Annotated in this window: 20 protein-coding genes and 1 pseudogene; 3 read left to right on the forward strand and 18 right to left on the reverse strand. The window is 36.6% G+C overall.

Features of this window, described 5'->3' with window-relative positions; genetic code table 11:
* From D8854_RS01770 to D8854_RS01800, 7 genes are all read right to left on the reverse strand, one after another.
* Positions 1-759, reverse strand: a complete 759-nt coding sequence (locus tag D8854_RS01770; protein WP_000173369.1) for an ABC transporter ATP-binding protein — start codon at positions 757-759, stop codon at positions 1-3.
* A 383-nt stretch (positions 760-1,142) separates the two neighbouring features.
* Complete coding sequence (locus tag D8854_RS01775; protein ID WP_125449203.1) at positions 1,143-2,264, reverse strand: AAA family ATPase; 1,122 nt, start codon at positions 2,262-2,264, stop codon at positions 1,143-1,145.
* Positions 2,265-2,267: 3 nt separating this feature from the next.
* Positions 2,268-2,990: a hypothetical protein gene (locus D8854_RS01780; protein ID WP_125449205.1), complete on the reverse strand. Its 723-nt coding sequence runs from the start codon at positions 2,988-2,990 to the stop codon at positions 2,268-2,270.
* 10 nt (positions 2,991-3,000) lie between these two features.
* The gene (locus D8854_RS01785; protein WP_125449207.1) at positions 3,001-4,692 is read right to left on the reverse strand and encodes a hypothetical protein; all 1,692 of its coding nucleotides are present in this window, start codon (positions 4,690-4,692) and stop codon (positions 3,001-3,003) included.
* A gap of 112 nt (positions 4,693-4,804) precedes the next feature.
* Positions 4,805-5,077 (reverse strand): PspC domain-containing protein, encoded by a 273-nt coding sequence (locus D8854_RS01790; RefSeq protein ID WP_109290075.1) that lies wholly within the window; start codon positions 5,075-5,077, stop codon positions 4,805-4,807.
* A gap of 59 nt (positions 5,078-5,136) precedes the next feature.
* Positions 5,137-5,580 (reverse strand): SprT family protein, encoded by a 444-nt coding sequence (locus tag D8854_RS01795; protein ID WP_125449209.1) that lies wholly within the window; start codon positions 5,578-5,580, stop codon positions 5,137-5,139.
* Positions 5,567-7,696 carry a Tex family protein gene (locus D8854_RS01800; RefSeq protein WP_125449211.1) on the reverse strand — a complete coding sequence of 710 codons (2,130 nt, stop codon included), beginning with the start codon at positions 7,694-7,696 and terminating at the stop codon, positions 5,567-5,569. Before D8854_RS01800 ends, D8854_RS01795 begins: the two co-directional genes overlap by 14 nt.
* Before the next feature lie 130 nt (positions 7,697-7,826).
* On the opposite strand from D8854_RS01800, the gene D8854_RS09890 reads away from it, so the two are divergent.
* Genes D8854_RS09890 through D8854_RS01815 form a run of 3 tightly spaced genes read left to right on the forward strand, consistent with a single transcriptional unit; the run spans position 7,827 to position 9,679 of the window.
* The gene (locus D8854_RS09890) at positions 7,827-7,958 is read left to right on the forward strand and encodes an SPJ_0845 family protein (protein WP_061416935.1); all 132 of its coding nucleotides are present in this window, start codon (positions 7,827-7,829) and stop codon (positions 7,956-7,958) included.
* On the forward strand, positions 7,959-8,864 hold the full coding sequence (locus D8854_RS01810; RefSeq protein ID WP_125449213.1) for a permease: 906 nt from the start codon (positions 7,959-7,961) through the stop codon (positions 8,862-8,864).
* Complete coding sequence (locus tag D8854_RS01815) at positions 8,861-9,679, forward strand: TIGR03943 family putative permease subunit (RefSeq protein WP_125449215.1); 819 nt, start codon at positions 8,861-8,863, stop codon at positions 9,677-9,679. Before D8854_RS01810 ends, D8854_RS01815 begins: the two co-directional genes overlap by 4 nt.
* Before the next feature lie 684 nt (positions 9,680-10,363).
* On the opposite strand, the gene D8854_RS01820 is transcribed toward D8854_RS01815, so the two are convergent.
* From D8854_RS01820 to D8854_RS01870, 11 genes and pseudogenes are all read right to left on the reverse strand, one after another.
* The gene (locus D8854_RS01820) at positions 10,364-10,975 is read right to left on the reverse strand and encodes a tetratricopeptide repeat protein (protein WP_125449217.1); all 612 of its coding nucleotides are present in this window, start codon (positions 10,973-10,975) and stop codon (positions 10,364-10,366) included.
* Between the two features lie 17 nt (positions 10,976-10,992).
* The gene (locus D8854_RS01825; RefSeq protein ID WP_125449219.1) at positions 10,993-12,045 is read right to left on the reverse strand and encodes a hypothetical protein; all 1,053 of its coding nucleotides are present in this window, start codon (positions 12,043-12,045) and stop codon (positions 10,993-10,995) included.
* Between the two features lie 8 nt (positions 12,046-12,053).
* A complete protein-coding gene (locus D8854_RS01830; protein ID WP_125449221.1) occupies positions 12,054-12,827 on the reverse strand; it encodes a DNA polymerase beta superfamily protein in 774 nt (257 codons plus the stop codon).
* Positions 12,828-12,844: 17 nt separating this feature from the next.
* Positions 12,845-16,195, reverse strand: coding sequence for a DEAD/DEAH box helicase family protein (locus D8854_RS01835; protein ID WP_125449223.1), 3,351 nt, complete (start codon positions 16,193-16,195; stop codon positions 12,845-12,847).
* A gap of 28 nt (positions 16,196-16,223) precedes the next feature.
* Positions 16,224-16,862 carry a restriction endonuclease subunit S gene (locus D8854_RS01840; protein ID WP_260469216.1) on the reverse strand — a complete coding sequence of 213 codons (639 nt, stop codon included), beginning with the start codon at positions 16,860-16,862 and terminating at the stop codon, positions 16,224-16,226.
* Complete coding sequence (gene xerA / locus D8854_RS01845; RefSeq protein ID WP_125449225.1) at positions 16,828-17,793, reverse strand: site-specific tyrosine recombinase/integron integrase; 966 nt, start codon at positions 17,791-17,793, stop codon at positions 16,828-16,830. The genes D8854_RS01840 and xerA overlap by 35 nt, the downstream gene beginning before the upstream one ends.
* Positions 17,794-17,914: 121 nt before the next feature.
* Positions 17,915-18,328 (reverse strand): type II toxin-antitoxin system death-on-curing family toxin, encoded by a 414-nt coding sequence (locus D8854_RS01850; protein ID WP_038805349.1) that lies wholly within the window; start codon positions 18,326-18,328, stop codon positions 17,915-17,917.
* On the reverse strand, positions 18,325-18,561 hold the full coding sequence (locus D8854_RS01855) for an AbrB family transcriptional regulator (RefSeq protein ID WP_125449227.1): 237 nt from the start codon (positions 18,559-18,561) through the stop codon (positions 18,325-18,327). Before D8854_RS01855 ends, D8854_RS01850 begins: the two co-directional genes overlap by 4 nt.
* An 82-nt stretch (positions 18,562-18,643) precedes the next feature.
* Positions 18,644-19,786: a restriction endonuclease subunit S gene (locus D8854_RS01860; RefSeq protein ID WP_125449229.1), complete on the reverse strand. Its 1,143-nt coding sequence runs from the start codon at positions 19,784-19,786 to the stop codon at positions 18,644-18,646.
* 11 nt (positions 19,787-19,797) lie between these two features.
* A pseudogene (locus D8854_RS01865) lies at positions 19,798-20,325 on the reverse strand (restriction endonuclease subunit S); the annotation flags it as partial.
* A gap of 12 nt (positions 20,326-20,337) precedes the next feature.
* Entirely contained in the window at positions 20,338-21,831 is a 1,494-nt protein-coding gene (locus D8854_RS01870) for a type I restriction-modification system subunit M (protein ID WP_125449233.1), read from the reverse strand.
* Positions 21,832-21,976 lie beyond the last annotated feature (145 nt).

Consider the following 21,976-nt stretch of genomic DNA (forward strand, 5'->3'; position numbering starts at 1 on the left):
CTAATTCACCTCGCTTGCCATAACAGTCAAAGTGTCAGAGATTTCTTGGAACATCTGACGCTCTGTCTTGTCTCCACGGTAGATTTGGTTGTAAAGAATGCCGTCTTTGATAAAGAGTACACGCTTGGCCCTGCTGGCTGCTGCCGTTGAGTGAGTTACCATGAGAATGGTTTGGCCACGTTCATTGATTTCATCAAAAACATCTAGAAGAGCTGCAGATGACTTGGAGTCAAGGGCTCCTGTTGGCTCATCCGCAAGGAGAATTTCAGGTTCAGTGATGATGGCGCGTGCTACTGCTACCCGCTGTTTTTGACCACCAGAGATCTCGTAAGGGTACTTCTCTTGCAATTGGTTGATGCCCAAATTTTCAGCTGTCACTACCAATTTCTTCATCATCTCTGTGATAGGTTTTCGTGATAACACTAACGGAAGCAAGATATTGTCCTTAACAGACAGGGTATCTAGCAGATTAAAGTCTTGGAAAACAAATCCCAACTTCTCACGACGGAAACTCGAAGCCTGTGAATTCTTAATAGTGGCTGTGTCGGTTCCATTCAGGTAAACCTGGCCTCGAGTTGGTTTATCCAGCATAGCTAGGATATTGAGAAGAGTGGATTTACCAGAACCAGACTCACCCATGATGGCAACATAGTCACCCTTTTCCACGGTAAAGTGAATATCCTTAAGCGCCTCTACTTGGTTGCCTTGGAAACGTGTTTTGTAGATTTTTTGAACGTGTTTTACATCTAAAAGTGTCATGTTTTTCTCCTTTTTAATATCCCATCATTTGAAACTGTGCTTGCATCATAGCGCATCCCAGTTGAACACGCTCAATATCTTTTTGACTTGGTTTTCTTCTTTTCTTTTGTAAAATTCTTTTCATGGTTTTGCTCCTTTGTTCTTTATGAGTCTAGTTTATCGCAAAAAAAGGCGGCCTGCCATAACCTAACCTTACAAAAGAGACTTTAATCTTACATTTTTGTAAGATTGAAGAATATCAAGCAATTTCGCTATCAATATTTTACCATAAAAGAAATGCAAGAAGAAAACCCTTGCGGATGCAAGGGTTAAAATTCACTATTCAGTCTGCATAAATCAGTAAGAAATGTTGCTACAATTTGATGATGTATTCTTTCAATTAATTATATTTCTATATAAGCAGAGCAGTTTTCTTCTAAAGAAAAATCGTCTTTTATTAACAAGGTTAACTCTTTTGATGATACACTCTCACTTTTATTTATTCGAACTGCTTGATTCATTATTAAATCTTCATAAAGATTTCGAACAAAACGACCGTTAGAAAAATTGGTAAGATTGATTTCTAACTTATCATTAAAATAATTTAATAATATTTCTTTCAACTTGTCATCTATTTGGTAGTCATCTTTTCTTGCTAGTGTTTCAAGAATATCTAACAATTCTGTAGAAGAATAATTTTCAAAATTTATAAAATAATTAAAACGAGACTTCAGACCAGGATTCGATTCAAAGAAATGATTCATTGGATCAGTATATCCTGCAACAATAACAATTAGATCATCCCTTGAATCCTCTAAAGCCTTTGTCAATTCTGTTAAACATTCTCGTCCATATGAATCCGTATTGTCATTTTCTGTAATACTATAAGCTTCATCTATGAATAAAACGCCACCTTTTGCTTTTTCAATGACACTTTTTACTTTTAGAGCAGTTTGACCTTGATAACCAGCAATTAAATCTGTTCTGGAGACTTCGGTAAAATGCCCCTTTGAAAGAAGGCCTAATTGATAATACATCCGACCTACAATTCTGGCCACTGTCGTCTTTCCAGTACCAGGATTCCCCATAAACGCCATATGTAAAGTTCTCTTTGGTACTTTTAGCCCAGACTCTTTTCTTTTGGACTGAACCTTTTGATATATGACTAACCTCGAAACTTCCTCTTTAACTTTTTGTAAACCAACTAATTGATTTAATTCCTTCATCAATTCATCCAAAGAAGAGTTGTTACGTTTTCCTAACTCCTTCCCTAGTATTTCAAAAAGATAAGAGTAACCTAAATAACAAGCTAAATTATCAGACAATTCTTTTAGCGTTTGACTTATCTTGCTTATTTTATTCTCTTTTTGAAATAAATATATAGATTTATATAAATCTGCTACTTTATTTGTGTCTGAATGATCAATTATAATCTCATTCACTTTTGTGCAAAAGGTCGACTCGTTACCCAGTTGTCGATCCAATTTTTTGGCGCTCTCAATTAGCTTGTCACGAGATACAGTCATAATTTACCTCAAAAACATAAAAAGTAAAGCAATAATTAACATTCCGATAGATACTCCAGATATGATAAAAACAGTTAAAAGTCGACTAGAAATAAGTTTAATTTGTTCTTTACTTTCTTTCAATTCTTTTCTGAGTTCTTCAATTTCAGAATTATGCGAGACAGGCTCCAAAGGAAGCGCGCTTACTGTATCCTCTAAGCTTACAATTCTATCGTCTAATTTAGAAAGTCGATTCTCATGTTCCTCAATGGCTTCTTTATGATTGTTTTCATTGAATTTTTCTTTAAATTGCTTTAGTACTTGGAGTGTAGATGCCTGTTTCTCGATTGTTTTATCAATACGAGCTTGTTCTTTGGTAAGTTTCTTATTTGTATGGTCTATTGCAGCTATATTAGATAGAATCGCTTGAATATGACCTTTGTCAAGAGCTTCTAAAGCTTTATAAACTTGACCAAATTCTTCAATAAGTGTTTGTTGATTATCATAAAATTTTGAAATGTAATTTTGAGTTTGTTCAACTAAAGTATTAAACTCTTTACCAGTAACTCCATGTTCAGCAAATTCAAAACCAAAGAAATCTTCATGAGTTCTAACTGTATCAAAATACAATTCATCTTGACTTTGTTCAGCAAACTCTTTCAGATGCTCTTTCGCTTCATCGAAATCATGTTTGCTAATGTTTATTTCAAATTTTTCCTGTTCTTGCTCAACTACTTCTTGTTCCATATTTATCTCCTTAATCTAGTAAATCTTGTAATAATGCATCAATCTCATCAAAGTCACTTTTTTCGTCTCTTGTAGATTCTTCAAAAATATCTGATAGCTTTTCTTTCATTATTGAAGCAGCCATATCGTGTCTTTCCTTAATAGTATTGATAACAGAATCTTTTTCTACTTGAAGCCTTATGCTCTTTACATCTAGTAATTGATCTTTGATTACTAACATTTCATTATTTTGATCAATTTTCTTAGAACTTAATTCAGTAATCTGTTTATTGACAATTTGCTGATCAATCATTTTTAGTACGAAGGCGCCAATAATTCCTGATAAAGTTGCTCCCATAAATGTTCCAATAACACTGCCGATTGTTCCTAAAAGTGGTATAGAAATAGCCAAAACTGGAAAACTAGCTGTTAGGGATGCTCCTAATGCTTCCCCAACTACAATTGCCCCAGTAGCCGATAAACCAGCAACAACAATTTTACCAATCTCTAGCATCATTATCTGAACACTTTTTTCTTTGTTATCTGGATTGTTTAGATAATCAATCGCTTCTTTTAAGGACTTCCAACCTTGGTGTATAAATGTCCATGCTTTTAGAAAAGTGTTAATTACAGGTCCAACTATCGCAGAAGCTATCATCGTAATCACTGATTTCCCAACGTTTAATAAGTGATTTGATAAGTTGTTTACAAATGAAATGATGGCCTCTTTTACCTTTTCAATAAAAGTTGATAAGTTTCTTTCTATATCTTTAAGCCAAGAGATAAATTTTGAAATTAACTCTCGCAAAAATTCTGATAGTAACTGTAAAAGCGCTGCTTTCAAAGCTTTTCCTGAAACTTTTAAAGCCTCGTCACGGCGTGATTTTTTACCAGATTTTATAGCTCGCTTCTCAGCTTCGTCTCTTACTCGGTCGTATTCAGCGCGTGCCTCTTTATCTTTCTCTCTTAACTGTCTCTCTTCTTTTGAACTAATATTATGGACTTCTTTAGCATATTGTCCCTTAGAATTTGGATTATCTAATAATTCAGTTGTAGATTGATCACCCTTCGCTTGATTAATTTCACTCCTTATTTCGTTAAGATTAGCTTTGCTATTTGCGAAAGCATATTGTTGCTCTTTATCCATAAAAGCATTGGCTTTTGGATCACGTATAATCTCTCCAGCAGAGACTGTGTGATCCATTTGAGTTCCTTTTTCTTTTGAACCTCTTGGTCTATTTTCATCTAAAAATTTTCTCGCATCTTTTTTTATGGTATTCACCATTTTACCTGATCGAGTTGAGTGTGTTTTAATATTTCCTAATTCATCTCTTTCAAACTTTTTTTGCCATTTTGTATATCTGTCCTCATATATATTTCTATCCGAGTTATGAGTAATAAATTTTCCTTTTTCAAAATTTTCAGCAGTTTGAATATGAGCTTCTTTTCGCAAATCTAGAGTTTGACCATTGTTATCTTTAATAAACTCTTCACCTATTTGGGCAGCAAGTTGAAGTTGTACTTGTTCCCAAACTATATTTTCAATAGATTCTTGAAGGTATTCATTATTTTGTAATTTCTCTCTGTCTATATCAAGTTGATCTATATGTTCAACAACATCCTTAAGGTTATTTTCTAAAGAACTTTCTAATTCAAGTAATTGTTCATAGTCAAAGTCAATTTCAGAACTTTGTAATTCAAACGTTTTATTTTCGTTAGCCATATTAATCTCTCTAAATTATTGTATTCACTGATTTATTATACCATTTCAAGATTTGATTTGACAAGTTTAAAAAACTTCGTCCTATTGGACGAAGTTCCTGCTTCTACTATTATCACCAAAACCAGCCATCATTGTCATCAATAGCCTCGGCTTCCTTGCGTTTGCGTGGTCCTGTTCCGTACATTTCTGCTTCGATTTCTTCCTTAGTTGGCAGGATAGAGGCAAGAATGATGTAAATAATCACACCAATCCCAAAATTTGATATGGTAAAAATGGCGAAGAGAAAGCGGACTAGGGTTACATCAAAATTCCACTTGTCTGATAGGCCAGCTAAAACTCCTGACACCATACGATTTCGTCTCATTTTATAAAATTTTGTATTCATGATTTGTTCCTCTTTCGGTATTCTTACAAGTAATATAGCATAAAACGGGAACAAGAACATCAGTCCTTAGGCCGATTTAAGATAACGAGTTTACCACGGCATACGCCACAGCGATAGCGTTTTGTGTTAATTTTTCTCTTGCGTTGATAGGTTTGCTGGCAAGATTGGCACTGATAGACTAGGTAACTATCCTGACTTTTCAAAGGTGGTGCAAAGCGTAGTCCATCCACTTCTTTCAAAAGTTCCTTAAAATCTCGGTCCTTATGTCGATATCCTTTTTTCTGAAAATAAAGGTGATAGTGACAGAGTTCATGGCGCACGATTTTGCGAAAGACTTCCAAACCTAGTTCATTATAAACCTTGGGATTAAAATCCAAATGCCCATCCTTGGGGAAAAATCGTCCACCTGTCGTTCGCAGACGAGAATTCCACTGGGCTTGGTGTGTAAAAGGTCTACCAAAGTCTTCTAGGGAAACTCGCTTAACGTACTCAGTTAGATTCATCGGGAGCTAGGAGCGACAGATTGACTTTTTCACGTTCAGTATCGATTTTCTTGACCCAAACCGTTACCAAATCTCCAACAGACACCACTTGGCTAGGATGTTTGATAAATTTGCGACTCATATGAGAAATATGAATGAGGCCGTCTTCGTGAATCCCGATATCAACGAAGGCACCGAAGTCAACGACATTACGCACCACACCTTCTAGCTTCTGGCCTACTTTTAAGTCTTTGATATCCAGAACATCTTGACGGAGAACTGGAGCATCAAAGGAATCACGGAAATCTCGACCTGGTTTGAGAAGGTCTGCAATAATATCTTTAAGGGTTTCTGGGCCAAGTTCTAGTTCTTGCGCCATTTCCTTGACTGAAAGGGACTTAAGTTTATTTTGTGCTTCTTCATTCAAGTCCTTGATAGCCAATCGTTTGAAGAGCTCCTTAACGGCAGCGTAGTTTTCTGGGTGAACTCCTGTATTATCAAGGATATTGCTACTTTCCGGGATACGGAGGAAACCTGCAGCTTGCTCAAAGGCTTTGGCACCGAGGCGAGGAACCTTCTTAATTTGAGCGCGTGAAGTGATTCTTCCTTCTTCCTCACGGTATTTGACAATATTTTCAGAGATAGTTTTATTGAGTCCAGCTACGTGGGAAAGAAGAGCTGAGCTGGCTGTGTTGATATTGACACCGACTTGGTTAACCACGGTATCAACGACAAAGTCCAAACTCTCAGACAGTTTCTTCTGACTGACATCGTGCTGGTATTGCCCTACACCGATTGACTTGGGATCAATTTTGACCAATTCAGCAAGGGGATCTTGCAAACGACGGGCGATAGAGATAGCAGAGCGTTTTTCAACGGTCAAGTCTGGAAACTCCTGACGAGCAAGGTCGCTAGCAGAGTAGACAGAAGCACCACTCTCATTGACGATAACATAGCTGACTTCAGGAAAATCTTTCAGAACTTCTGCCACAAAGGCTTCACTCTCACGGCTTGCAGTACCATTTCCGATGGCAATAATCTCTACGCCATACTGACCAATCAAATCGGCTAAGTCTCGCTTTGCTTCTTCGATTTGACGAGCTGATGCTGGTTTGATAGGATAAATGACTTGAGTCGTCAGCATTTTCCCCGTCGCATCAACGACTGCCAGCTTGGCACCTGTACGAAATGCAGGGTCAAAGCCTAAAACCACGCGCCCTTTTAGCGGAGCAACCAAAAGGAGATTGCGCAGATTATCCGAAAAGAGTTGAATAGCCCCTTCTTCTGCCTTCTCGGTTAATTCTGTCCGAATGCGGCGCTCGATAGCAGGCAAGACCTTTTTCTTAACTGACTGTTGAACAACTTCATCAATATAGGCATTTTTTACCTTGAAACGAGTAGCAAAGAAAGCTAGGATACGATCCGTCGCATGTTCAAAGCCAACTTTCAAGATGCCTAATTTTTCTCCACGGTTGAGGGCTAAGGTTCGATAGCCCTGCATGTTGCCAACTGTTTCTGAAAAATCATAATAAATCTGAAAAACTTGTTTTTCATCAAGACTTTCATCCTTGACTTGCGAAGTGAGTTTAGAGTGTCTCAGCACTTCCTGATAGGTCAGAGAGCGCAAGTTGACATCTTCGGATAGGGCTTCGACCAAAATATCAACCGCACCTGCCAAGGCTTCTTGACCAGTCGCAAATCCTTCACAGACAAATTTCTCAGCTTCTTTCTCTAAGGCATCTACATTCTGCAAGATCAAGCGAGCAAGAGGAAAGAGTCCTGCTTCACGGGCAATAGTTGCCTTGGTCCGACGCTTTTCCTTATAAGGAAGATAGAGTTCTTCAACGTCTGCTAATTTTTCAGCTGCCAAAATAGCTTCTTCCAATTCCTTGGTCAGTTTGCCTTGTTCTTGAATCTTAGCCAAGACAGCTTCCTTGCGATCATTGAGATTTGTCAGACTTTTATCCAAGTCGATAATAGCCTTAATCGCCACTTCATCCAGACTACCAGTCATGTCCTTCCGGTAACGCGCGATGAAGGGAATTGTCGCCCCTTCTACCGTTAAACTTAGAACGGTATCGATTTGCTTTAAGGTTACACCCAAATCTTGGGAGATTTTTTCATATTTTTTATCCATAAACCTATTATACCATAAGGAACAGCTCTTGTTTTGCCTTACCTGTTTTTGCATCTTTGATTATCAAAATAATCCCTTTTCCACAAAATAATAGTATAATAGAGGTAGAATGTAGAAAAGAGGTAGGCCCATGGCTGTTAAATTTACAAAAACGGATGACTTGGACAAGATGTTTGAAGAATTCGCAAAACTTCCTGACTTAACACAAGTCACTTTCCCAGATGACAAAGACAAAAAAGAAAAAGTTGAGAATAAAAAATAGATGACTGTTTTCCAATCTCTTCCTCCTAGTATCTTACAAGCAGGGGCTATTTTTCTCTCTATCATGATTGAAGCCCTTCCCTTTGTCCTGATTGGGAGTCTCATTTCAGGCTGGATTGAAGTCTATATCACACCTGATAAAGTTTATGAGTTTCTCCCTCGCAATCGGTGGGGGAGGATTTTTTTTGGTACCTTCATTGGTTTTCTCTTTCCTTCTTGTGAGTGTGGAATCGTTCCCATCATCAATCGTTTTCTGGAAAAGAAAGTACCCAGCTACACGGCCGTTCCTTTTCTGGTGACTGCGCCCATTATCAATCCCATCGTTCTTTTCGCTACATATTCTGCCTTTGGCAATTCAATAAAACTTGCCTTCTTGCGAGCTTTGGGAGCTATTGTGATTGCTTTGGTTCTGGGGATTTTCCTAGGATTTTTCTGGAAGAAACCCATTCAAAAAGAGAATCCTATCACTTGTCATGAACATGACTTTTCACACTTGACTCCTGCTAGAAAGGTCTTTCAGGTCTTTATACAGGCTATTGATGAGTTTTTCGATATGGGGCGTTACTTAGTCTTTGGCTGTCTCTTTGCGGCCATCGTACAGGTCTATGTCCCGACTCGGATCCTGACCTCTATCAGTGCTAGTCCAGTCCTTGCGATTCTCTTGCTCATGTTTCTAGCCTTTATCCTCTCTCTTTGTAGCGAGGCGGACGCCTTTATCGGAGCTTCTCTCCTCTCGAGCTTCGGCCTAGCACCAGTCCTTGCTTTTCTGGTCATTGGTCCCATGCTTGATATCAAAAATCTCCTCATGATGAAACACTATCTCAAAGCGCGCTTCATCTGGCAATTCATGGGCATTGTGACAGTGCTTGTCTTACTTTATTCTTACATGATGGGGGTGATGCTATGATCCGATTTTTCATTCTACTAGGTTATTTTGCTCTGACCCTGTATCTGCAGCTATCTGGCAAGCTTAGCCACTACATCAACCTCCACTATTCCTATCTAGTCTATATCTCCATGATCCTTTCCCTTCTGTTGGCTCTGGTCCAATTCTACATCTGGATTAAGAAAATCAACTCTCACAGCCATATGGAAAGTCGTCGAGCTAGACAAATCAGCATCCTGTTACTGTCACTACCTCTCTTGATTGGAGTTGCCTTTCCGACAGTAAGTTTGGACTCGAGAACCGTATCTGCCAAAGGCTATCATTTCCCACTTGCTGAGGGAATCGATACAGCTATTCAGGCAAGCGAAGGGACATCCAGTCAATACCTAAAACCCGATACCAGTACCTATTTTTCCAAATCTGCTTATGAAAAAGAAATGAGGACTACCGCTGATAAATACCTCTCCCTGCCAACCATTCAGGTTACAGATGAAAACTATATGGAGGTCATGGAAGTTCTCTATGACTATCCTCAAGAGTTTGAAGGAAAGAAAATCGAGTTTACAGGCTTTGTCTATAACGATCCTAGCCATCCAGATAGCCAATTCCTCTTTCGCTTTGGGATCATCCACTGTATCGCAGACTCTGGTGTATATGGGCTCTTGACCAAGGGAAACTCCCGCCAGTATCCTGACAATACCTGGATTACCGCTAGGGGAACCCTGACCCTCTACTACCATAAAGAACTCAAACAAAAACTCCCAACACTGGAAGTTGAGAGTTTCACAAAAGTAGACAAGCCAGAAAATCCTTACGTTTATCGCGTGTTTCAATAAAAAGTAACCCAGCAACAGACAAATTACTTTTCAAAGTAGCTTGTCTTTTTTGTTCTCCTAGTTCAACAAAATCAACACGCAACCTTTCAAACAATAGAAAAAGTCCCAAGAAATAAGATTTCTCGAGACCATAAAAATGTTAACAAGATAGGGTTGACAATCATCACATATCATAGCTTAACTGCAATAGAGTTGTGATAGAAAACGTTGATTTACTAGATAAAATAAAACTCATATTAAACTGAATATTTCAGTTTCTTACTGGCATAAAGCTATTTGAGTTTAATTTAACAACCACTAACCTCTATTAACGCCACCAAATGCTGAACCAAAAACGGAAGTAGAATCCTAAGAACATAATGTGCACCTCCTTTTGAAAAACGTTTTTCCATCTCAACTATATTATATATTTTCTTGTGGAGAATTGCAAATTTTTTTCAGTCAAATTACTAGCTTTTTTCAAAAAATTATGATAAAAGACAAAATTTTATATTAAAAATAGTTATTTACTTTCGGTTTCTGTAAAATGAAGACATAATATAAATGCACTAAGTCCCATAACTGGATTTTTTCAGTCAAACTTTTGAGGCTAGTTCATAACTTCCAGTTGTTGAAATTATGAACTAGCCTCTTTTCTGCGCCATGAATTTCTGCTTTTTACTGTTTTTCTTCAGCTCAGTTGGACTACTTCCCATTTTGTAATAAAGCTCTTACCCCGTCTGCTCCAATTTTATCCTCAGCTTTTTCAAAGAGTTGAATAGATTGATAAAAATAATTTCGTGATTTGACTGAATCTTGCTTCAGATAAATCTCTCCCATCCCTCTATAGGAACAGGCTTGGGCAATGAAGTCCTCAGTTGTCAAAGCAAAATCTAGGGATTTTTGCATATAGCTTTCTGCCTCTTCTAGATTTCCCAACTTTAAACGAAGGTAGCCTTGTTCATAGTTGTTAACAGAAAATTTCAAAGCATCATTGGGAAAATATTTTTTTATAATTTGCATTTCCTGATCGATATAGAGTAGAGCTTTTTGAAAATGCCCCATTTCACGGTAAACCATCGCTAACTGATGATAGCCTATATGTTCATTTTCTTGGTCACTTTTAGTTCGGGCTAAGTCAATATAACGCTGGTAGATACTTAAGCACTCGTTATAATTTTGCTCTTCAAGATAGATATAGCCCATCAAATTTAATAAACTAAAATTAGTGCAAGTTTCCAAAGAAAAATCAGCTTCAACTAATTTTTTAGCCTCTTCAATCTTGCCCTCAAACAATAATTCCCATGCTTGATTCATGCTTATTCTCCTGCATCTTACGTTGTATAGAAATCTATTGATAAATCGTTATCAGACTCGTATTTTTTCCAGGCTAAACTGAAACCATAATAATCCTGAAATTCAGGGTGCCAGTCATAATAAAGTGGGATACGACTATATTTTCTTGCAACAACTTCGTCTTCAAATTCTGGAGATTCCCCTGCAGTAATACCAAATTGAAGACCATTTAGTTCCCAGCTATTGCCCCAAACATTTTCATCCGAGAGAACATCGATCCATCTAGAAGCATCAATATCAAAATCTGCACATAATTCCAGTTCATAGAATTTTCTACAGTTAATCTCTGAAGGCTTAATATAAAGGGCACCATCCACTTGGTACTGTTTATCTTTGACTTGAATCTGTGTGATTTTCATTGGAATCGGAACTCCATTTAATTCTAACCAGAAATAGCCTAAGGGAGTTTTGATACTATAATATGTTTGCTGAGTGACAGGTTTAGCAGTTTTAGAGCAAGCATCAAGAATTCTTCCAAGCTTAATTAAATTTCTACAAACGATTTTTGAAGTTTGTGAGTCGAAATGTGAATACCTACGGATGACTCGTTTTAACTTTTCAACAGGAAAAGTGATATCCTTTGGTAGGGCATGATACTTCTGTACAACTAGAGCAGTTTTTTCAGTATTTTCCTTCCCGACTGGGACAATAACAGCGTGTCCTATATGGATATTTGGGTCATCACAGATATAAGTATAACCATTCCCTCCCTCCTGAAACTCAACCACAACAAGATTTAACTCTTGATCTGGATCAAAGAGAGGCTCTACCTTTTCTATTTCTTGGCGCTCATAAAAAGTAAAGTGATCTCCATCCCCGTCTTCGCCAAAAACCATGAAACTGCCACACTCAGGGCACTTCCACATATAAAATGACGCTTCAGAAATATCATCATAAGAAATTTTATTATGGTCGTCAGCTTTATTTATGATTTCTTCAAACAACTCATCCGAATAAACTGAATAAGCATTTGGATCGGGCGACCTATGGTCATTCATCGCTTGCCCGCATCTACATGTCCATTTCCCCATAAACAACCTCAGTCATGCCCTAATTCTTCAAGGAAAAATTGATTTAGAGCTTTCCAGTCTTTCTTCATCTCAGTAACGCTTTGAACGTATACATCAAGCTCTTGGATATTATCTAAAATATAATCTTGAATTGGCTTTATAGGCTCAATTTGCATGTCTTCAGGACCGTTTATCTTAATGTCAAGCAATCTTGACACATGCTCCTTCATTTGAGACGGCAGCAATTCTTTCACCAAATCATCAAATAAAATCGGAGGGATTGAATGGTACTTTTCGATCCAACGACAAGCCAAAATAGGACGAAGCGCGTAGAAATACTTTTTAGGTTTGACCTTGTCTCCTGAAAGATACTTATTCATTTGAGTTCTAGCAGTGTTCAAGTAATGGTGGAGCATTTTCTTCTCAGAAAAATACTGGTTGGCAAGAGGACGTATACGCTCGATAAAATCCGTTTGTTGATAAACAATTGGTGACTGTAACCATTCAAACAGTGTTGGATTTGACTTATAAAGGAGTTTTAAAGTCTTATCTAAATCCCAGCCACTCACATCCCAAGTATCGTCAATTGGTAACTCGATAACATCACGCCGTTCATTCAAATGGAGATAAAAATCTCGCTTGTGTTTGTAGATAAACCGTACATCAAAGTCACTGTCAGGAGACTCAAAGCCCCATGCACGACTACCAGACTCGATAGCCCACAAAACTGTGACTCCATAATCACGCTCAATTTCTGCTAATTTTTCAGGTACCAGAATATTCATTTCTTCTTGCGTTTGCATTTATAACCTCTTATTATTTACGCTGCTTCTCCAGCTCGATCATTGATGAGTTCAATTGTTTGGACAATATTACGAAGTATAGGGAGTTGGTGTTGAAAGAGTAGTTGAACCGAACCATACGATTTAAACGGCTCTTGTGTTAAAACTTTAGTCTCCAAACAACCATTTTCTACAATGTAATCTACAATCAATTTCACAAAGGAAATCTGCTTGGCATTGAGACTCTCATCCGATAAAAATTTAGAAAAAACTTGATTGGCAGACTCTCTATCCAAACCAATAATCTCACGAACCAATCTAGGAATTGCCTTATTTTCATAATGTTGTTGGTAATCTGACTTGCTACCTAATTTTTCCCATAACAATGTTTCAAGTGCAAGTAAATCCTGAGAGGTCAATTTTTCATTATGGTATAACTTAGAAATTGCTTCATCATCTAGATGAGTTCTCAAATAATGTTCAACTTTTTCATTATAAGATCGTAGGTCATTGACTTGTAAATATGGCTTAGTATCATGGACAGTGGAAAGAATGTGATCATCAAAATTGACATAATATACAGTGCGTTCCGGTTTATCCAGAAACTGTAGTAAATCTCGAAGCGCAAGGCGTATTTTTTCCAACTCGGATAAACTAACTTCTTCCCAAAATTCAGGTTCTTGTACTTTCCTGATAATTTCAGCCTGTGCAAAAACCTGTGGGATATTGCCAACCCTAGCAAGGGCTTTAGCTGTTTTCATAACTTGAGATATATGGACAGTTGCTGGCTTAGCCAACAGTTGTCCTAACTGTATCTGAAACAGCCATAAATCAAATCGTCTCGCCATCTCGTCTTCTTTATTTTCTTCAAATAGAATCGGAGAAAGATCTTTCTGGATTGTTTCACTTGTGACGGTCGTTAGATTTTGCCAATTTTCCAACTTTCTGTAAGTATAAACTGTATCTAAGACCATACGAACCCTAAAGTCTAACTCATTTAAGCTCACCATACTTTCATGAAGTTCTGAGACGAGTTGTTGACGGTATTCTCTAGCAAACTGATCATTTTGATAACGAAGCTCCTGCAGTTCACGAATCAAGTCCACCTTGATGTTAAACAAACGTTGAGTCAAAGAAACAATGTGACGGCCATCTCCCTCTCTCGGATCAGCTTTGAAATATTCAAAATTATCACCATAATCAAATACCAAGAAATTTTCCTTATCCTGCTCAGGGCCAAATAAATCTTTACAAAGACGGGTTCCACGACCAATCATCTGCCAAAACTTAGTTTTAGAGCGTACTTTCTTGAAAAAGACTAAATTAACAACTTCTGGTACATCAATACCTGTATCCAACATATCAACAGAAATTGCGATTTGAGGGTATTTCTCCTTAATTTTAAAATCATCAATTAAGGTTTGATAATGCTTAATGCTATAATCAATCACTTGAGCATAATCGCTTCCTTTTTCAGGATAGCGTTCGTTAAAAATATCTCTGATGTATTCAGCGTGTCGATGGTTTTTAGCAAAGATAATGGTTTTACCAATTTCGTCACCTGAAGCTGTCTGAATCCCTCTTGTCATTAGTTCATCTAGAACAATTTTAACTGTTTTTCTATTGAAAATAGAGGTATTAAAATCCTCAGGATCAATATCTTTCTCAGAACTACCATCTTCAAATTGACTATCAAAATATTCTTTTTCGTCTTGAGATAAATCATCGTAATGTAGACCATCCGTAGGTAGTTTCAACTTCGTTTCAATCGAATGATAAGCTACTAAATAGCCATCTTTGACAGCCTCTTCCAGATCGTATGCGTATGTTGGAACACCATTCTCCAAGTTAAAGAAACCGTAAGTATTTTTATCTAAATCTTGACGCGGAGTGGCAGTTAATCCTACAATCCGTGCATCAAAATAATCAAAAATTGATTTGTATTTCTGATAAATAGAACGGTGAGATTCGTCAATTATGATGAGATCAAAATGCCCAACAGTGAAAGGGCGTTGATTTACTTCTTCTTGATCACTGATCGCCCCTATCATAGTCGGATAGGTTGAAAAAACCATTCGACTAGATCGAGCACCATCTTTATCCTCTAAGAAATTGCAAACTGAAAGATCTGGAAGTAATTTCCTAAATGAATCATAAGCTTGCTTAACTAGGGAAGTTCTATCAGCCAAAAAAAGAACATTTTTTACCCAGTTATGACGCGAAAGGATATCAACTAGGGAAACCGCTGTACGGGTTTTCCCAGAACCAGTTGCCATAACCAAGAGTGCCTGTCTACGATTATTGGAGAATGCTTCACAGACACTTGTAATCGCATGTTTCTGATAATGACGTCCAGAAATGTCGCCCCTAATTTTGCTAGAAATATCCTCGAGTGGTTTTTGCAAGTGACGTCTGTCCATCAAAAGTTGCAACTCTTCTTGAGAGTAGAACCCTGCAATCTGGCGACGATTAACACCATCAAGTATGTAGTGCTTTAAACCATTGGTAATAAAGCAAATTGGCCGATAGCCGATTTGTTTCTCAAGAACTTCAGCATATTCCTTGACCTGCACCTCCCCTACTTCTGGATTCACAGATGCCTTTTTAGCTTCAACAATTGCTAGAACTTTCCCATTTTTGCCATAAAGGACATAGTCACAGTATCCAGTTCCTGTACCATGCTTCAAACCATGAACGGCTACCTCAACACGACAGTTTTCCTCAAATGTCCAACCTGCTAAACGGAGATCGATATCTATAAAGAGTTTTCTTGTCTCTGCTTCAGATAGTTGATCGATATGGAAAGATACATCTTGCCGTAGAGCTGCTGTTTCACGTTTTTCAGTATAAGTCTCTTGAACAGCCAATGACTGACTAGCCATCTGTTCATCGAAATCAGGAAGATCTGGCAAACTGTTTTGTAATTTCGCCATAGATTGTGGCGTTTCTCGAAACTTGATGTTTGCTGAAAGTGGCAATAACTGCTCGTCGAAATAACGCTCCACAAACTCGTTACTGTAGCAATAATCAATAAAATTGACAAACTGATACAAATGATGCAAAGCCAAAATCGCTTCTCGTTCCTTAATTTCTCCACCATGTGCAGCATGATTTCCCCATCGAATTAAAAGAACAATCTGCCTATGGAGCTCAGGATCCACAATCTCTCTAAAATCATCATCCCATACCAAAGAAGATAAGGTAGCACGATAGGGAGCTTCTAAATATGAATCGTGACTATATATCCAATGAACAGCCTGCTCCAAAGCACGGCGTGCCATAAAAGCAGTAGCTACAGTTGATGTCGCGATCATATTCTCAGCCTCTATACAAGGCTTTGAAAAAGATTCATACTCTTCGTTATTTAAAAGAAAATCAAAATTTCCCATTTTTCTCTCACTTTGAATAAATAGATAGCTATATTATACTAGATTTCAAGTTATTTCTCCACAGTTTTATAACTATCCCACAAGCAAATTGTGATTTGTCGACCTGAGCCACAAAGTCCGCGAACTCGTTTTGGAGGGAAAGAGGGGGGAGGGGGACTCTAATTTGTAAAAATTTTGATTTCGAAATATTTTTCATACTCCCACTAGTTCCAGAGGCAATTCTCTTAATTTTTAATTTTGTTATCTCATTTGTAATAAGTTTCCATAAGAATACTGGATTTACTCGATCATTCAGAACAACCTTCCATAATCTATCTGGCAAATATATATTATCACTATTAATAGTCCAAACATACCCAGCAGCCCCAACTAGTTCAGAAGTGTTCATACGACTAATAATTACATCCCCTATTTCAACTTTATGTTCATCTAAGGGAATATAATCAATTGGTAAATTTTTTACTTCAGATGAATTAAAATAATCGTACGATACAGCTCCTGTTTTTAATACTTTATTCTTATTATTTTCCTCACCAGCTAAACTTTTACCTGCTCTTAGTTCTTTTATATATGTATCTAAGAATACTGAGTCAGGATACTCTTCAAACATCTCGTTAAATCGGGATTTGCATTTAAGAGATGAATTTTTGATGCGAATGTTTGACATTGCTTTGGTTAACCATGGCATAGGCCAGGGTTGTATCAATTTTGCTGTGACCTAGTAGTTTTTGGACCTGTTCAATAGGCATTCCTTTATCAATTGCCTTAGTCGCTAAAGTTCTTCTGAATTTATGTGGATGAACCTTTTGTATTCCAAGTTTTTGTCCTAACTTTCTCAATCGAATCTCGACACCCGCAATTCCAAGTCTCTGGGCTTTTCCAACTAGCGTTACAAAAAGAGCAGGATGGCTATCTTTTCTATCATTGAGATAGTTTCTTAAATGAATTTTCGTACGAGCATCAAAATATACGGGTCTTTCTTTTTTTCCTTTTCCAAAAACAACGCACTCTCTGTTTTCAAAATCAATATCAGAACGATTCAACTGGACCAGTTCACCTACACGCATACCTGTTGATGCTAGTAGATCTATCATTGCCAAATCTCTTAAATTTTCACAGTTATCCCGCATAATTTCCAGATGTTCATCCGTATAAGTTTCTTTTACAGTTTGTTCTGTCTTAATTTTTTTAATCCTTCGAATGGGATTCTTGATGATATATTCCTCTTGTTCAAGCCAAGCAAAAAAAGAAGACAATATACGCCGAATATTATCCAAATTCGCCTTGCTACAGTCCTTTTCAGACTGATAATTTGCAAGATAACTTCTTAGATCATCTGTTGTCAGTTGTGTCACAGACTCCTTAATATCATGAAACAAATTTTCAATTGTTCTCTGGTAATAACGTATTGTTTTTGCGCTACATCCCTCCACCTGCTTAGCAGTGATGAATAGTTGCAACAGATAATTATTCGAATACTTTTGCTGTTTTTTTCCATCCACTAGATGGCGCTCTAAACTCTCTCTCAATGCTAGTAATTGTTCATTGTTTAAAAGTGGTAACATTTCTTGTATGATAATTGTAACTTTTGATTCCATAAATTCTCACTTTCATTATTACTCATCAATAAAAAGAGGCAATATCAGTTTCTGTATTACAGAATTCTAATATTGCCTGTTCATTTATTTTCTTATGCTCATTTCAATCCAGCATACTATCTCACTTTTTGACCTTTTCTCTGATAGAATGTTCAGAAATCCATTTAGAGTAGCTTATCATTTTTTCATCAGTTAAAGCTTCTACCGCTATAGTCACGCACATATCAACCGCTTCTTCCGCGGAAACAGTAAAGTGATAACCATTTAATTGTAAAAACTTCACCAAAACAAAGAAGGCCGTTCGTTTATTGGCATTGGCAAAAACATGCTTCTTTATCAATTGGACAAATAATATTGTTGCTTTATCAAAAATTGTTGGATAAAGAGGTTTGCCAAAAACAAATTGTTCTGGTAAGTTCACAATCATATTTAACGCTGAAGGACTAACTGTTTGAATTTGCTCCTTTGGAGAATACCGTTGAATTGCTAAAGCATTGATTTTTTCAATTTGCTTTTCTGTTAGATAGACTGTCATTTTTCCACCAAAGCTTTGAAAACATCGTCGTATTCATCAAAAATTGTATCCAATTTTAAGTTAAAGGCATCATCAGAAACATCAGAGATCTGATGATCCAATTCTTCAGGAGTAAAGATAATTTCACCACTTGGTAACAATTTTGCTTCGTATTTAACACCACTTGGAATATTGAACTCGCTTGGAATCGTAATGGTGATTGAATTTCCTTGTTTTCTTGTTTTTACAACCATCTGATTTCCTCCTTTGAAGTATTATAACAAATAATTACGGTAATTACAACGATAGTGTAAAACTGCTATTTCATCTCAGATCTTAACCGAAATATTCCTGCATAAGTGATTTTTTCAAGGTTTCCAATTCTTCCAGAGATTTTTGAATTGCCAATTGTGATTTGTCGACCTGAGCCACAAAGTCCGCGAACTCGTTTTGGAGGGAAAGAGGGGGAATATTTAATTTGAAATTACTAATGAAATCCTTAGGAATTCTTCTCTGTCCTCCGCTTCCTGTCATCTTTCTCTCACCTTCAAGTCTAAATTCCGAGAGCATTGTTACATGGTATAACCATACTGTATTGACCGTGTTCTTTGGTCTAAGAACATGAAATTCAGTTGAACCAAACCCTATACCATTCAATAGCCCAAATAATGGGGCACCTTTCCCATTTTCAAAACATGGTGTAATTTTTGCAACAATTACATCATTATCCTTAAAAAAAGTAAACCCTTTTCGAACATCATCAATATTTCGATTAATAGATAAATTAATTTTTCCATTTTCACTAACGTTTGCCATTGGTATAAACGAAACATCTCCATTAAAGTTTAGTAGCTCCTCCCTTTTATTCGGATTTAACTCAGTGTGATCTTCTAATTTAGACTGTGGATTATCAAAAATATCTCCAAACATCTCGTTAAATCGGGATTTTACAAGGTTTGAGAGTTCTATGAGCTGCTGATTACGTAGAGTAATTATTTGATTTATTTTAGTTAAATTGTTACAAATTTCTTGCTGAATACTATTTTCAACAATAGGGACCTCTATATTTTTCAAGTAAGTTAAATTAATATTATTCTGAGCCACTCCTCTACTGTCGTTTTTTACTCTATTTTTAATAGAAAGAAGGAAAAAATAAAGATAATCTTTTAATACTTTTTCAGACTTTAAATGTAAACCTGCTATAGCCTGATTTGTTGCAGCATCAATATCTAATATAGCTACCTCACCAATAGTAGCAAAAATAGTATACAGTATCGTACCTCTTGAAAATAATTTTGCGGAGGAAAACTGCAATCCTAATTCTGTAATATGTTCTTCAACTTTAGAAATGTATTTTGAGTTTATATCTTTTATTTTTACCCAGGGAATGTTACCTTGAACCCAAAATTCTTTTTTATTTCTTGAAGGAGTTCCTCCTGCTTGTATATCACAAATTTCTCCCAACTTCACTTTCTTCACGCAACCACCTCCTCGGAATATCGGGATTTGACGAGCTCGTTATATTTCTCTGACTGTTTTTTACGAAAATTATAAATCTGCCTTATAGTATCCAGTTTCTTTGATATTATCTTCTGTTCTTGTATATCAGGCAAGAAAAACGAGATATTTTTAATTTTAGCAACTGAAAGATGTTTTACCGTTACAAAAGGAGTCTTGTCTTCAATTTCTTTCAAAAATTTAGGTATCATCCAAGAAAGATAACCTTCATCCACATTTTCATCAGTTATTCTTAACTTACAAACACGTTGATTAAGTAGTGCCAAATCTCCTTCCCATTTTTTCATTATAAAACTACCATCCATTGTAATCAATAAATCTCCCCTATGAATAAGATATTCTTTTGGAAAATCTCCTTCAAAGTAGGTATCAGAAAAACCTCTTTCTACATCTCGAATTCGTATTAAGGGGAGACCGATTTTTTTATCGTTAAATTGTGATGATTTAAAAGCGTAACCAGATAAAATCTCACAAACTTCCCCCAACTTCACTTTTTTCATACATCCATCTCCCTACTTGAGTAATTCTTCTAACTCTGCCAAGCCAGCTTGAATTTCTTTTTCTAGATCATTAATTTTCTTTAAGATGACTTCTGTTGGTTCATACTCAACTTTTTCATACTCAATTTCTTTGTATTTATTGATCGATAAATCATAATCATTATCCTTTATCTCATCGACTGGAACAAAGAAAGACTGGTCCGTTCTCTTACGTTCTGCTTCGTTGTCAAGTTGATGGAAACGTTGAATAATATCTGGAATATCATTGTCACTGATCGGTTGTCGTTTATCATCCAAACTTAAACCATCTGCTTTCATATCGTAAAACCAGACCTTATCCGTTCCACCATTTCCAGTTTTTGTAAAGATGAGAATGGCAGTTGAAACTCCAGCATAAGGTTTGAAAACGCCACTTGGCATTGATATTACAGCATCCAATTTATGATTCTCTACAATTTCCTGACGAATTCCTTTATGGGCTTTAGAAGAACCAAAGAGAACACCGTCAGGTACAATAACTGCTGCACGTCCCCCTGGTTTCAATGTACGCAAGAAAAGAGCAAGGAAAAGCAATTCTGTTTTTTTGGTTTTTACAGTCGCAAGAAGATCATTTGAAGTTGAATCGTAGTCAAGCGATCCCTTAAATGGAGGATTTGCTAGAACTAAAGTGTATTTATCTGCTTCTTCATTATCTTGAGATAGTGAGTCAAGATAACTAATTTGTGGATTTTCCACTCCATGCAGCATCATGTTCATTGCACCAAGTCTAAGCATGGTTGTATCCGTATCATTTCCATGAAACATATTGTTATGAAAATGGTTGATATTATCTGGATTGGTTTCCCATTCATCTTTTTTACGCTTTAGGTAGCGGCTAGCAGATACTAAGAAACCAGCAGACCCCATAGCAGGATCTGAGATAATATCCTTGATAGTTGGTTGCATCAACTCAACCATCATATCGATGATGTGACGAGGTGTACGGAATTGTCCATTTTTACCTGCGGTTGACAATTTTGATAGCAGATATTCATAGATGTCGCCAATATCATTAATTCCCTGTGTGTCATTATAAAAATCTATATCTGACCCTCTAGTTGGAAATTCATCTAATATAGAAATCACCTTTTGGAGCGTAGCAGGTTTATTAATTTGAAAGATAGCTTCTCGCATATAACGTGAAAAAGCTGTATCGTCAGTATCACCCTTAAGATTCTTCATAAATGGAAAAATCTCCTGAGTCATTAATCGATAAACTTCCTGAGCATCTCCTATATTTTTAAATGTCGACCAACGGTATTCAGGTTTGTCTTTTGGAAAAATTCCCTCATAAGAAATCCCTAGAAACTCAGCATCGCTTTCGCGTCCAAGTTCGACACTATCCAAATCCTTCATAAACAGAAGATAAGTCAATTGTTCAATATTTGTTAGAGGATTTGCATTTCCTTCAGTCCACAGCATTTCCCACAACTGATCGATTTTACTTTTTAATTCGCCTGTAATCATATAGTCTCTTTTCTTTGGTTTTTAAAGTTATGAATATCACTATTTTAACAGATTTTCAATCAAGCTTCAATTATGTTTCTCGCTATAAAAATTTCTTTCAAAAATAAAAAAGCAAACACAAAATATGGTTCACTTTTTTAAACTT

It is taken from the genome of Streptococcus mitis (assembly GCF_003943905.1).
Lineage (GTDB): Bacteria > Bacillota > Bacilli > Lactobacillales > Streptococcaceae > Streptococcus > Streptococcus mitis_BC.

Coding starts and splice junctions, on each gene's coding strand:
- D8854_RS01770 (WP_000173369.1), bottom strand. CDS start 759: ATGACACTTTTAGATGTAAAACACGTTCAAAAAATCTACAAAACACGT.
- D8854_RS01775 (WP_125449203.1), bottom strand. CDS start 2,264: ATGACTGTATCTCGTGACAAGCTAATTGAGAGCGCCAAAAAATTGGAT.
- D8854_RS01780 (WP_125449205.1), bottom strand. CDS start 2,990: ATGGAACAAGAAGTAGTTGAGCAAGAACAGGAAAAATTTGAAATAAAC.
- D8854_RS01785 (WP_125449207.1), bottom strand. CDS start 4,692: ATGGCTAACGAAAATAAAACGTTTGAATTACAAAGTTCTGAAATTGAC.
- D8854_RS01790 (WP_109290075.1), bottom strand. CDS start 5,077: ATGAATACAAAATTTTATAAAATGAGACGAAATCGTATGGTGTCAGGA.
- D8854_RS01795 (WP_125449209.1), bottom strand. CDS start 5,580: ATGAATCTAACTGAGTACGTTAAGCGAGTTTCCCTAGAAGACTTTGGT.
- D8854_RS01800 (WP_125449211.1), bottom strand. CDS start 7,696: ATGGATAAAAAATATGAAAAAATCTCCCAAGATTTGGGTGTAACCTTA.
- D8854_RS09890 (WP_061416935.1), top strand. CDS start 7,827: ATGGCTGTTAAATTTACAAAAACGGATGACTTGGACAAGATGTTTGAA.
- D8854_RS01810 (WP_125449213.1), top strand. CDS start 7,959: ATGACTGTTTTCCAATCTCTTCCTCCTAGTATCTTACAAGCAGGGGCT.
- D8854_RS01815 (WP_125449215.1), top strand. CDS start 8,861: ATGATCCGATTTTTCATTCTACTAGGTTATTTTGCTCTGACCCTGTAT.
- D8854_RS01820 (WP_125449217.1), bottom strand. CDS start 10,975: ATGAATCAAGCATGGGAATTATTGTTTGAGGGCAAGATTGAAGAGGCT.
- D8854_RS01825 (WP_125449219.1), bottom strand. CDS start 12,045: ATGGGGAAATGGACATGTAGATGCGGGCAAGCGATGAATGACCATAGG.
- D8854_RS01830 (WP_125449221.1), bottom strand. CDS start 12,827: ATGCAAACGCAAGAAGAAATGAATATTCTGGTACCTGAAAAATTAGCA.
- D8854_RS01835 (WP_125449223.1), bottom strand. CDS start 16,195: ATGGGAAATTTTGATTTTCTTTTAAATAACGAAGAGTATGAATCTTTT.
- D8854_RS01840 (WP_260469216.1), bottom strand. CDS start 16,862: ATGTCAAACATTCGCATCAAAAATTCATCTCTTAAATGCAAATCCCGA.
- xerA (WP_125449225.1), bottom strand. CDS start 17,793: ATGGAATCAAAAGTTACAATTATCATACAAGAAATGTTACCACTTTTA.
- D8854_RS01850 (WP_038805349.1), bottom strand. CDS start 18,328: ATGACAGTCTATCTAACAGAAAAGCAAATTGAAAAAATCAATGCTTTA.
- D8854_RS01855 (WP_125449227.1), bottom strand. CDS start 18,561: ATGGTTGTAAAAACAAGAAAACAAGGAAATTCAATCACCATTACGATT.
- D8854_RS01870 (WP_125449233.1), bottom strand. CDS start 21,831: ATGATTACAGGCGAATTAAAAAGTAAAATCGATCAGTTGTGGGAAATG.